Source organism: Streptomyces sp. NPDC002785, from assembly GCF_040295565.1.
In the GTDB taxonomy this organism is placed as follows: Bacteria; Actinomycetota; Actinomycetes; order Streptomycetales; family Streptomycetaceae; genus Streptomyces.
In genome coordinates this window covers 1-11,582 of sequence record NZ_JBEOVN010000089.1, presented here as the reverse complement: position 1 = coordinate 11,582, position 11,582 = coordinate 1, and the positions used below count along the sequence as shown (strand labels likewise).

At 69.5% G+C, this 11,582-nt stretch carries 8 protein-coding genes and 2 pseudogenes; 3 read left to right on the top strand and 7 right to left on the bottom strand.

Going from position 1 to position 11,582, the window contains the following annotated elements; translation table 11 throughout:
* Positions 1-186 precede the first annotated feature (186 nt).
* Positions 187-1,263, top strand: a complete 1,077-nt coding sequence (locus tag ABTZ94_RS21080; RefSeq protein WP_351202582.1) for a cytochrome P450 — start codon at positions 187-189, stop codon at positions 1,261-1,263.
* Positions 1,264-1,471: 208 nt separating this feature from the next.
* Here ABTZ94_RS21080 and ABTZ94_RS21075 read toward each other — a convergent pair whose 3' ends face one another.
* The 3 genes and pseudogenes from ABTZ94_RS21075 to ABTZ94_RS21065 form a co-directional block, all read right to left on the bottom strand.
* The gene (locus tag ABTZ94_RS21075; protein WP_351202587.1) at positions 1,472-2,761 is read right to left on the bottom strand and encodes a cytochrome P450; all 1,290 of its coding nucleotides are present in this window, start codon (positions 2,759-2,761) and stop codon (positions 1,472-1,474) included.
* A 529-nt stretch (positions 2,762-3,290) separates the two neighbouring features.
* Positions 3,291-3,422: pseudogene (locus ABTZ94_RS21070) on the bottom strand (SpoIIE family protein phosphatase); the annotation flags it as partial.
* Positions 3,423-3,539: 117 nt separating this feature from the next.
* Positions 3,540-4,160 carry a TetR/AcrR family transcriptional regulator gene (locus ABTZ94_RS21065; protein WP_351202581.1) on the bottom strand — a complete coding sequence of 207 codons (621 nt, stop codon included), beginning with the start codon at positions 4,158-4,160 and terminating at the stop codon, positions 3,540-3,542.
* Between the two features lie 757 nt (positions 4,161-4,917).
* Between ABTZ94_RS21065 and ABTZ94_RS21060 the strand changes: the two genes are divergently transcribed.
* Together ABTZ94_RS21060 and ABTZ94_RS21055 are read left to right on the top strand one after the other, a co-directional pair.
* Positions 4,918-6,114 (top strand): cytochrome P450, encoded by a 1,197-nt coding sequence (locus ABTZ94_RS21060; protein WP_351202580.1) that lies wholly within the window; start codon positions 4,918-4,920, stop codon positions 6,112-6,114.
* A gap of 31 nt (positions 6,115-6,145) precedes the next feature.
* Positions 6,146-6,334, top strand: a complete 189-nt coding sequence (locus ABTZ94_RS21055) for a ferredoxin (RefSeq protein ID WP_351202579.1) — start codon at positions 6,146-6,148, stop codon at positions 6,332-6,334.
* Between the two features lie 351 nt (positions 6,335-6,685).
* Here ABTZ94_RS21055 and ABTZ94_RS21050 read toward each other — a convergent pair whose 3' ends face one another.
* From ABTZ94_RS21050 to ABTZ94_RS21035, 4 genes and pseudogenes are all read right to left on the bottom strand, one after another.
* Complete coding sequence (locus ABTZ94_RS21050; RefSeq protein ID WP_351202578.1) at positions 6,686-8,638, bottom strand: MFS transporter; 1,953 nt, start codon at positions 8,636-8,638, stop codon at positions 6,686-6,688.
* Positions 8,635-8,793, bottom strand: a complete 159-nt coding sequence (locus tag ABTZ94_RS21045) for a phosphopantetheine-binding protein (RefSeq protein ID WP_502967278.1) — start codon at positions 8,791-8,793, stop codon at positions 8,635-8,637. Before ABTZ94_RS21045 ends, ABTZ94_RS21050 begins: the two co-directional genes overlap by 4 nt.
* Positions 8,790-10,130, bottom strand: coding sequence for an AMP-binding protein (locus ABTZ94_RS21040; protein WP_351202577.1), 1,341 nt, complete (start codon positions 10,128-10,130; stop codon positions 8,790-8,792). Before ABTZ94_RS21040 ends, ABTZ94_RS21045 begins: the two co-directional genes overlap by 4 nt.
* Positions 10,131-10,225: 95 nt before the next feature.
* Positions 10,226-10,789: pseudogene (locus ABTZ94_RS21035) on the bottom strand (AfsR/SARP family transcriptional regulator); the annotation flags it as partial.
* Between the last annotated feature and the right edge of the window lie 793 nt (positions 10,790-11,582).

The following is an 11,582-nucleotide window of genomic DNA, read 5'->3' as shown; positions in this document are numbered from 1 at the left end:
CGCCCATCCACCCGCTTGTCCAGCCGCAGCCCCTTCCGTACCCGTGCGCCAGGAGGTCCCGTGCCCCGCTCCGACGACACCTACGCCATTACCGGCCCGCCGTCGCTCCCTCTGCACCGTCTGAAGTTCGATCCACCCGGACCGCCCAGGCCCGTTGCGTTACCCGATGGGAGCCAGGCCTGGCTGGTGAGCCGGTACGCCGACGTACGCATGGTCCTGACCGACACCCGATTCGGACGTGCACAGCTCCACGCACCGGACGCCCCAAACCTGTCGGGCGAATCCGGTCTGGTGGGCAGCCTCGACCTGATGTTCAACCAGGACGGCGAGGACCATCTGCGCCTGCGTCGCACCCTGCGCCGTGCGTTCACGCCGAGGGCCGTCGCCCGTTGGCGGCCCTGGATCGCGTCGATCGTGGAGCAGCGCCTGGACGAACTCGCCGACAGCACACCGCCGGTGGATCTGGTGGCTCGCTTCACCCTTCCGCTCCCGGTAGAGGTGATCAGCAGACTGATGGGTCTCGACGCCCCGGCACGGGAACGGCTGCGCCACTGGAGCCAGTACGCCTTCTCCGACGGCTCCCACCCCAAGGAGGAGATGGAGTCGGCGCTGGCCGAGTTCGCCGCATTCGGAAGCGCGCTGCTGGCCGAGCGTCGCAGCGCGCCGGGCGACGATCTGACCAGCGTGCTCGTCCGGGCGGCCGATGACGAGGGCGGTATCCCGGAGGGGCAACTGGTCGACCTCGTATGCGGGCTGGTGGTGGGCGGACACGACAGCACGATGACGATGCTCGGCAACTCCCTGCTCTACCTGCTCGGCGAGCGGCCGGAAAGCTGGGCCCGTCTCGGCGCGGACGAACAAGCCGCCGGGGCGATGGCCGAGCGGCTGCTGCACCTGGTTCCGCTCGGCGACGACCGTGGGACCGCGCGCCACGCCGCCGCCGATGCGGAGGTCGGCGGCGTGGCCATCCCGGCGGGCTCGGTGGTTCTCGCCGACTGCGGCATGGCCAACCGTGACCCCGATGTGTTCCCGCCCCGGCAGTTCGCCGACCTGTTCGCACCCTTGGAGGCCCCCACTCTGTCGTTCGGCGCCGGCCCGCACTACTGCCTGGGCGCCTGGCTGGCCCGGCTCGAGCTCCAACTGTCCCTGCACCGGCTCGCCGCCCGCTTCCCCGGCCTCCGGCTGGCGCGACCCGCCGACAGCGTGGAGTGGCGACGCGGCAGCACATCTCGCAGTCCTCAGCGGATCACAGTCACCTGGTAGTCGGACGACTCCGCAGCGCCGACCGGGGGCCGGCCCGCGTACGGCCCGCTGTCGCTGTGTGGGGCAGTGGGATGGACAACGCAATCCGGGCCGGGCTGCCGGTCGAGGTCACCGAGGCCGGACGCCCGACGCCGCGACACCGTGGTCGAGGTGACTTGGGGGCCGGCTCTGGTGACATGTGCCGGTGCCCTGGGGGCGTGCCGCCCCCTCAGCGCAGGTGCACCGGCAGCGATTCCATGCCGTAGACGATCGACAGCTTACGGAAGGCCAGGTCCTGGGGCGGCACGGCGAGGTGCATCCGGGGAAAACGCCGCGCCAGGGCCGGGTAGGCGGAGCGCAGTTCCATGCGCGCCAGTTCGGCACCGATGCAGCGGTGGATCCCGTAACCGAAGGCGAGATGCCCTGAGGTGTTGCGGTGCGGGTCGAAGCGTCCGTCGTCCATGATGTACGCCGTGTCGCGGTTGGCGCTGCTCAGTGAGCAGAGCACCATGTCGCCCCGGGGAATGACCACTCCCGCTATCTCTATGTCCTCGCGGGCGAACCGCGGGAAGGCGATCTGCACTGCGGAGAGGTAGCGCAGCACCTCCTCGATGAACCGCGCGGCCATTGCGTCGTCCGTCCGTATCCGCTCGAAGACGTGCTGGTTTTGAAGCAACACGAGAGAACCGAGGGCGATCGTGCTGGCGGTCGTCTCGAAGCCGCCGGTGAGTATGCCGTCGGCGAGGCCCGCGAGTTCCTCGTCGTCGACGCTGTCGCCGTGCTCCTTCACGATCGTGCCGAGCAGGCCGTCGCCGGGCTCCTCGCGCTGCATCTTGACCACATTCCTGAAGTACGCCAGCGACTCCGACATGGCACCGAAGGGTGCGGTCGTCCCACCGAAGAGGTCGAAGCGGTCCATGGCCAGCTGCTGGAAGTCCTGGCGGTCCTCGTAGGGAACACCGAGCAGCTCACAGATCGTGAGGGAGGGTATCGGCAGCGCGAACTCCTGCACCAGGTCCACCGGGCCCTGACGGGCTTCCATCGCGTCGAGGCGCTCCTCGACGATGGCATCGATCCTGGGGGTGAGGCGACGCAGCCGACGCATCGTGAATTCCGGCGTCAGGATCCGGCGCAGCCGCGTATGCACGGGAGGATCGCTGAACCCGAGCCCGCCGGGGCTCTGCTCCGCTGCGACGCCGGCGTTCGTGGCGAGGTGGGCGAAGTCGGTGCTGAACCCGTCGGCCGATCCCAGGACGGCTTTCGACTCCTCGTAGCCGGTGACCACCCAGGCGTCCATACCGAACGGCAGCGAGACCTTGGACACCGGCGCCTTCGCCCGGAGCCCGGCCAGCCTGTCCACCGGGTCCAGGCCATCCCTGCGCAGCAGCATCAGCAGGTCTTCGGGCAGCACCCTGATCGTGGAAGAGCCGATCCCGTACTTCTGGATCCTGGACAGGTAGGTGCGCCCGAGCCGGGCGGTGATACGAGAACGGAACGTCGTCCTCAACGTGCACTCCATTGGTCGTCGCGCGGTCCGCACACACGGTGCGGACATGAGAAGGCATTGCAGTAGGCGTGAACATGGACATTGGCAGGCGTCAACACGGCTTGCGCCGAGAGACGTTGTGTCGCAGGGCAGGAGCCGGAAGAACGCTGGTAGCACACGGTAGCTGAGCGAGCCGAGCGGGCTGTCGGCATGTCTTCGACGCCTGGACCGGGCGACCTGTACGGCGCCTGGGGCCGGGTTTTCCCGGCGGAACAGTGAACGCAGCGGGTCGTGCGTCCGTCGCTGATGGGCCACCCGTCGGCCGACGGCCCCGCGAGGCACGGCTTCATGAGCGACGTCGGGCCTGCCAGGGATTTACGGCAGAAGCCGAGAGCGGGCCCCTGTCCTGTGGCGAGAGCACGCTGCGTGACGTGACCGGCCCGCGCCAGTCCGCCTGGACGCTCAGAACTATGCCCAAAGGCGTGTCGCCGCACGCGACGCCTGTCTGCACGCCGCCCGACGGACCACCAGCCTGCCCGAGCAGCGCTGTCTGCTCGACCGATGCGCTGCGGAGCATGCTCATGACGGTGGCGGCCCCCAGGCCGCGGCCTACGACGTCGCCGACCGCGAGGGCGAAGCCGTCGTCGGGCACGTCTACCCCGTCGTACCAGTCACCGCACACGTTCAGCGTTCCGCCCGACAGTGCGCGATCGCGCACGTGCCCGGCGCCGGGACGGAGCAGCAGCGCGCGTAGCCGACCGGGACCCGGGTCGCCCGAGTGCGGGCTCACTGCCAGTCAGGGAGGGCGCCATCAGTCGGTGGTGGCCGAGGGGGCGCCTGCGCAGCGCAGCGACATCGCCATCAGCTCGGCGACCAGATGATCGGCCGCGTCGCCGGTAGGAGCGGACAACGGGTCCACCAGCACCTCTCCGATCGCGCCGGTCAGCGCGGCGGCCGTGACCTGCGGATCCTGTTGGGGGAACAAACCGGCGGCGACGCCCTCGCGAACCACATCGGTGAACACCGCGCGATAGCGGCGCCGGAATTCCGAACGGGCCTCACCCAGCGCGGGCTCGGCCGGGGCCGCGAGCAGGGCGTAGGCCAGTCCAGGGTGTTCCAGGGCGCGGCGGGCGAAGACACGGACTCCGCACGCGAGTCGTTCCGCCGCGTCGCCGCTGCCGTCCCGGAGTACTTCTCCGAGCACCTCGACCTCGCGTGCCGAGGCGCGCCGGAAGACTTCCACGGCCAGGGCCCCTTTCGAGGGGAAGTGCTGGTAGACGGACCCGACCGACATTCCGGCCGCGGCGGCGACCGCGGTGACGGAGGCGTTCGCCCACCCCACGTCGGCGACGACGGACGTGGCGCACTGGATGAGGCGGTCCTTCGAGGCGGCGAGCCGGTTCTGCACTGCGGGCGTTTTGCGGTAGGCCATGAAAGAAGTGAACCATTATTCAGATTTTTCTGTCACCCGTTCTTCCGCCTCGTGACTTCCCTCGGAGCGGCTCTGCAGGGATGGGCATCCGGTGATGCATGCTCCGAATGCAGAACACCTCAACCCCTCGACCGGCTGACTCCAGCCGCGCGGCGAGGAGGCCGCTTTCCGGACAGGCCCGGCTTCCATCCGCGGCCGGGAGGCAAGTTCGGCCAGGGCGGCTTCGATGAAGGGAACGCCGCACACTACAACTGGCTCGCACCGCAGAACACCGCCGGTCTGATCGCGGCCGGGCCCGACGACACGGATCAGGGCCAGGGCGACTGCGACGGAGACGGGAACAGCTGCACGTGACGCTTCCTCACAACTTTGACCTGCACGTCTTCGCCACCGGGCTCGGCCGGCAGGAGCACGGTACGGGATGCGGCGCGGGCCGGAGCAGCCGTCGGGGCTGCCGGTTTCGCGCTGCCTGCGGCTTCGACCGCGGCATGCATGGGTGCGGTTTGCGCCAGGACGATTCCGGCCGTGACCGTGGCCGCCGGTGGCTCGCAGGGCGGGACGCTGGTAGCGGAGTTACGCTTCCCGTAGACCGCACACAGGGGCGACGACCGTCGGTGGCCCGAACTATGACCCGGGCACGGAGCGGATGGCGCCTCCACGGCGAGTTGGCCGAACATTGCATAGACTGGTTAGGTGACTGAGGCATCTAGTGGGGGAGATCGGCAGCATTCCCTCCGTCCTCTTTGCGAGGCCCGCCATGGCAGACACCGAGACCGTCTCCTTCCCGCAGGACCGCACCTGCCCGTATCACCCGCCGACGGAATACCGGCCACAGAACGACGGGCAGCAGCCGCTGTCTCCCGCCAGACTCTTTGACGGCCGCCAGGTGTGGCTGGTGACCGGGCATGCCGAGGCGCGTGCGCTGCTGGTCGACCGGCGACTGTCGGCCGACCGGGAGAACCCCGCGTTCCCGGTGTTCACCGAGCGGGTGGCCCTCAGCACCAAACGGCGTATCGAACTGATCGGCGTCGACGACCCCGAGCACAACGTGCAGCGCCGGATGCTGATCCCGACCTTCTCCGTGAAGCGGACCGTCGCATTGCGGCCGAGGATCCAGGAGACCGTGGACCGGCTGCTGGACGCCATGATCGAGCAGGGCCCGCCCACCGATCTGGTGAGCGCCTTCGCGCTGCCCGTTCCCTCGATGGTGATCTGTGCGCTTCTCGGCGTTCCGTACGCCGACCACGACTTCTTCGAGGCCCAGTCGCGAACGCTGCTGCGCGGTCCCGGGGCTGCGGACATCGAGGCCGCGCGGGCGGCGCTCGACGAGTACTTCCGGGCACTGATCGAGCGCAAGCGGTCCGACCGGGGAGAGGGGCTGCTCGACGAACTCATCACCCAGCAGCTCGAACCCGGGACCATCAGCCGTGACGAACTGGTCCAGTTGGCCGAGATCCTGCTGGTAGCGGGCCACGAGACGACCGCGAACATGATCTCGCTGGGTACGTTCACTCTCCTTCAGTATCCGGACCAGCTACACCGGTTGCGCACGTCCGAGGACCTGATGCCCGCCGCAGTCGAGGAGTTGCTGCGATTTTTGTCCATTGCCGACGGCATCTCACGGGTGGCGACGGAGGACATCGAGGTGGGTGGGGTGACCATCCGGGCAGGTGAGGGCGTCGTACTGTCCACTTCGGTGATCAACCGGGACGAAGCCGCGTACCCGTCGCCGGACGAACTGGACCTCGGCCGGCAGTCGCGCCACCATGTCGCCTTCGGCTTCGGAGTCCATCAGTGCCTCGGTCAGAACCTTGCGCGCGCGGAGTTGGAGATCGCTCTGCGCACCCTCTTCGACCGGCTGCCGGGGCTGCGGCTGGCGGCACCTGTCGACGAGATCCCGTTCAAGCCCGGCGACACGATCCAGGGCATGCTCGAACTGCCCGTGGCGTGGTGACCGGACCCCTCCTGGAAAGGAAGCTGTGGTGATGCGGATCAGTATCGACAGGGATGTGTGCATCGGCGCCGGCCAGTGCGCACTGACCGCGCCGAAGGTCTTCACCCAGGACGACGACGGCTTCAGCGAACTACTGCCGGGCCACGAGGAGGACGTGGCTGACCCGATGGTCAAGGAGGCCGCCCGCGTCTGCCCGGTGCAGGCGATCACGGTGAAGTAGCGGCCGTTGCACGTCGCGTACGGCGACTTTGCGCAGGGCCAAAACGTCCGGCCCTGGGGCAGGGCCATGACCAGCCCCAGGGCCGTGCCGCGAATGGCGGACAGCCCGTGGTGCCTGCGCCGGCCGGCTGCTCAGGGGTGACGCGCTGGTCGAACGCGCTCGGCGCGGCAGCGCCGGCCACTTGGCCCAAACCCCTGAGCGGGACTGGCAAAGGGGGCACCGTGACCGCCCGGCAGCGGCTCGCGCACCGCCTCGCTCTCATCGGCCGGATGTCTGCTGCCCACGTCGACCTGAAGGGCCTGAGGACGCTCAACACGACTCTGCCAACGGCGCATTCCGGGAGCCCGGGGCTCACCTCACCCGCGGCTCGCCCGTGGGCGCGCCGCTGTCCTGTTCGCGCGCCGGGGCCGCATCCGGTGCGGGCCCGGCGTCGGCCTGGGCGTCCGCCACCGACGGCACCACCTCCGGAGCGGGAATCGAGCGGACCAGCAGACTGATCGCGCACGCCACCGTGGTCACTGTCATCACCAGGTACATGACCCGGTAGTCCAGCACCCCGATCAGCGCCGCGCCCGCTGTGAGCGACAGCGTCTGTGCCCCGTCCTTCGCGGTGTTGACGGTGGCGTTGACACGGCCCTGCATCCGGGCCGGCGCGTACAGGTGCACCGCCGCCCCCAGCACCACGGCCACGAACGGCAGACCCGCGCCGATGAGCGTCGTCCCGACGAGGAAGAGCGCCACATCGTGTGAGACACACAGCAGCAGTCCCACCGCAACGAGCCCGTAGCCCACACAACTGGTGCCGACGTCCCCCAGCCGCCGTATCACCGTCCCGGAGACCAGACCGCCGAGCGCGGAACCGGCGCCCTGGATCGATGCCATGACCCCCACGAACGCAGCCGGGCGGCCCAAGCCGTGATCGACGGCCGCGAAGGCCGCGGTCTCCAGCATGCCGATGCCGCCGAGGAAGACGACCATCGCCAGTGTCAACCGGAACAGCAGTGGTGTGCCGCGCAGATACCGCAGGCCGGCGGCGAGGGAGGTACCGAAGGACTCCTCGACGGGGTCCGGTTCCGACTCGACCACCTTGACCGAACCGATCAGCAGCGCGGCCGCACTCAGTGTGAGCGCCCCCAGCACGGCCAGCGCGACGCCGCCGAAGGCCACGTACACCCCGGCACCCGCCACCGGGGAGGCGATGCGCACGCCCTCCCTGGTGGCGATGAGGAGCGACCTGGCCTGGACGGCGTCGGACGACGGCAGCAGGTCCTTCAGCAGCGTCTGCCGGGCGGGGGTGGAAACCAGCACCCCGTAGGCGAAGGCGACAACATAGATGATCCACAACTGGCCGGAGCCCCGGACGGCCAGCAGCGACAGCACGAGGACCGCCATGCCGCCGTACATCCTGACCAGCAGCGGTTTGCGATGCACCCGGTCCACGAGGTGCCCCAACAGGGGCGCGGACAGGCCCGGCACGGTGACGACCCCGTCCAACTCCTCGGCCAATGCGGCGGGCAGCGCCTCCCCGGCACTGACCAGGTGGGTGAAGGCCCGCTCACCGGCCAGGAAGGGAAGCAGCAGCCGCAGCTGACTGGGTGTGGCGTACGCGGCACCTGGTGGCTGGGCGAGCAGCCATTTCGCGAAGAATTCCGGATTGCGCGCACACCGCGACGGAGCGACCGCGATCGTGCCGCCGCTCGTCAGCGGCACCAGCATCTCCGGCACGGGCATGTCGAAGACGATGCTGCTGTGCGCGAGCATCCGGTCGCCCGGCCTCAGACCCATGGCATTGGAGAAGTAGTCCAGCATGGTGAGCAGCCCGGTGTGCTCGATCTCCACGCCCTTGGGAAGTCCGGTCGAGCCCGAGGTGAACAGGATGTACGCGGCAGGCTCGCCCCTGTCCGGCGGGCCCGCCGCCGCGGCCACCCGCCCGGAGACCACGTCCAGGACGGCGGCGTCGACGATGCCGTCGGCATGCGGAAAGGGAACGGCCGCTGTGCAGTGCGCCTGTCGGACCTGGTGCCGGCGGCGCTCGGCCGGCGCCGCCGGATCGAGCGGCACCGCCACCGCGTCCAGCAGCCAGATCGCCAGCAGCGCGACCACGTAGTCGGTGCCGTATCCGCACTCGACGGCGACCCGCGTTCCGGGGCGCACCCCGTCCGCCGACAGCGCCGCCGCGCGGGCACGGGAGGCGGACTCCAGTGCCGCGTAGCTCAGTTCGCCGCTCTCGTCGACGATTGCCGCGGTGTCCGGCTGGACACGCGCCCAGTGCAGAAAGCGGCGCAGGGAAGGGCCGGCGCTCACAGCTCGCCTCCCGACAGCTCAAGCCGTACGAGGGCGGTGAGCCCGCGCAGGGTGGGGTTCTCGAAAAATTCGACCAGATCGATCGTGACGCCCAGCTCCTCGTCGAGGAGGGCCAGCAGCCGCATGGCCTTGATGGAATGTCCGCCCGCGTTCAGGAAGTTGTCCTCCGGCCGGGCGCTCCCGCTGCCCAGCGTCTCCTGCCAGAGCGCGGTGACGGCGCCGTCGACCCGATCGCCGTACTGCGCCGCATCGGCGGACCCCGCCGGCGCGCAGCCACCGGCCCCCGCCTCGGCCGACGCCGACAGGAGTGCCTCGCGGTCCGCCTTTCCATTGGCGGTGACGGGGATGCGGTGAGGAAGGAACGCATCCGCCGCGGTGACAGCAGGACGTCCCGGTCCGCGACAACGAGGGTGCCGCCGCCGGCCAGCGCTCCCCAGATCTCCAGCGTCGCCGCGTCGAAGGCGGGATTGGAGACATGCGCGACTCGGTCGGCGGGGCCGAACGTCACGAAGTCCGCGTCCGGCACCAGCCGTACGACGGCACGATGCGGCACCACCACTGCCTTGGGACGGCCCGTCGATCCCGAGGTGCAGATCACGTAGGCCACATCGGCGCCGGTCACCGCCGCCGGGGCCACCGGGGCCTCGTCGGTGACGAGCAGCTTCTCCAGAAGATGGGCGGGCACCACATCCGCCAGCAGTTCGGCAGCCGCGTCGTCGGTGACGACGGCCGCCGTCGCCGCGGTCCGCAGGATGTGCCGGGTGCGCTCGGCCGGCTGAGCGACGTCCACCGGCAGGTAGGCGGCGCCCGCGTACAGAATGGCGAGGCATGTGGTGACCGACGCGATACCGCGCTCCATGGGCACCGCCACCACTGCGCCGCGGCCGATCCCGGCGGTCCGGAGCCCGGCGGCCACGAGGCTCGCCCGCCGGTCCAGCTCCCCGTACGTCAGCGTCGCCCGCCCGTGGCGTACCGCCACCGCGCCGGGGCGCTCCACGGCCCGGCGGTGCACCCTTTCGTGGATCGGTAGGAACACGTCGAGCGCGTCCGTACCACACTCCGGCAGGGGGGCGTCCGGCTGTGCGAAGGCGTCGACGATGGCCGCCACCATGCGCCGGTGCAGGGTGGCCGCCGCCTCGTCGGTGAACAGGTCCGTGGAGTACTCCAGTTCGCAGACCGTTCCGCGACCGGTCCGCGTGACCAGCCACAGCGCCTCGTACTTCGCGGTGCCCGTGCCGATCTGCTCACGCTCGGCGCTGTGACCGTCCCACCGCAGCCCGCACCGCGTGGTGTCCATGTAGGTGAGGGCGGTCTGAGCCAGCGGGGCCCGTGAACGATCGCTGCCGGAATGCACCTCCTCGACGAGTGTCTGGAACGGCACCTGCTGATGGGCGAGGGCACCGGCCACCACACGACGCACCAGCCGCACCACGTCACGGGCCGTGGCCCCCGGCCGGACGGTGAACCGCAGCGGGAGCGTGTCGACGAACATGCCGACCTCGCCCGTCTGGGCCGGGCCCCGCGACGAGGCCGTCCCGCGCGGTGGAGCGCGGTCATCAGGAGCACCCGCAGACGTTCCCGGAGGGGGTGGGCGGAGACCAGAGCGCCGAGTTCGCTCACGGCGCGGTGGTGATTGCCGAGCCGCAGTTCGAGTTCAAGACATTGTTCCTGTACGGCGAGGCGGCGCTCGTCGAGGTGGACGGCGTTCGCTCGTACCGACTTGCTGCTGATATCGGTCAGGGCGTGGCCCTGCCACAGCCCCAATGCGGCCCGTAACTCCTTAACCGCCTGCTGGGGTTGATGGGCGGCAGCGGCTCTGCCACCTGCGGCGACCCGCTCCTCGAAGGTGTGGAGGTCGAGTTGCCCCTCAGCCATCCGTAAGAGATAACCGGGCGAGCGGGTCACGATCGGGCCGGGGTGGGGCCCCGAGGGGAGCATGCGTCGCAGCGCGCAGATGCCGATCTGTACCTGGGTGCGGCTCGTCGCCGACGGCTTCCGCTCCCATATGGCTTCCACCAGACGGTCATTGGAGACGACACGTCCCGATTCGAGGAGCAGCATCGCCAGAACCGTGCGCTGACGCTGCCCGCTGACATCTATGTGTCTGCCGTCGTCCACGACTTCGAGCGGCCCCAGAATCCTGAACTGCATGGGCCCCCTTCGAGGCAGTGACGGCTCGTAGAGGGCGATGGCGACCGGCCTGACGCACAGGCCCGCCGACCTCCACCGCGCCTGGCGTGTTCGAATACTGGTGCAGGGTGTACGAAAAGCGGATACAGGATGTGCATTCGAATGATTGCATGATCGAAAGCGGCGAGTCAACGACTCACTGCCCTGCCTGCCTCCGTCAACTTCTTTTCTGTTCAAACGAGTTATGAGGTGCTGCTATCCGTAAGTTCTGGAAAAAGAACGTCTGAAATTCCACGTTTGAAGTGTGACCACCCCGGTTCTCTCCGGGTGTGATTCCCTGGGGTGCTCTCGTCATCGACAGGCGATATGTCCGGGGTGCCTGCTGAAGTTTGCGACTCCGGAACGGCCGCCCGTAGGTCGTTCGGAACTGCCTCGGCGCGGCGGTGGGCCGGTCCCATGACGCCCTCGGGTGGATCTCGCATCGGCCGGGCCCCATGGGCTCGCTCTGGCCGACGGCGGTGGGCGGGAGCTGGACCTGGGCATGCGGATGAACGCGGATCAGGAGGGGTGCGAGGGCGAGGGGGCCCGCTGTACTCACACCATCAACATGGGCGAGGAGGCTCGCGCCAGTCGGAAGCTCCGGCGCACGGCCCGCTTCAGCGTCTGCCTGTCCCGCCCGTCTGCCCAGTTCGCGCGTCGCCGGAGCCGCGTCGAGACCCCCGATATGGCGCCGTGGATGTGATGCCACCCATAGGAGCTGGGTCACATCCTAAAGCGGGTAGTAGCACAGAGGCCGTCCGAACAGCAAAAAAGC